Source organism: Mesorhizobium argentiipisi (SeqCode), assembly GCF_037179585.1.
In the GTDB taxonomy this organism is placed as follows: domain Bacteria; phylum Pseudomonadota; class Alphaproteobacteria; order Rhizobiales; family Rhizobiaceae; genus Mesorhizobium; species Mesorhizobium argentiipisi.
The window spans coordinates 1-251 of record NZ_JAPYKO010000137.1 but is presented as its reverse complement, the minus strand read 5'-3'; the positions used below and the strand labels follow the sequence as shown (position 1 = coordinate 251).

General features: G+C 68.9%; 1 protein-coding gene. It reads left to right on the top strand.

The window, feature by feature from the left end:
* On the top strand, window positions 1-251 hold a 251-nt coding region (locus O7A05_RS34285; protein ID WP_337097834.1), incomplete at both ends, for a VCBS domain-containing protein.

Sequence of the window (251 nt, the reverse complement as noted above, 5' to 3'; positions counted from 1 at the left end):
GAACGCCTATGACGCGCTCAAGCAGGGCGAGAACGCGGTGCTCAACCTGAGCTACAACGTGGTCGACGAGCACGGCGCGTCGGTGGCGCAGACCGCCCAGGTCACCATCACCGGCGCCAACGACGCGCCGACGGTGTCGGCGGCGGTCACCTCGACGGCCTCGGAGGACGCCGCCGCCTACACGATCGACCTGCTCACCAACGCCGCCGATGTCGACCACGACGCGGTGCTGCACATCGCCAATCTGACCG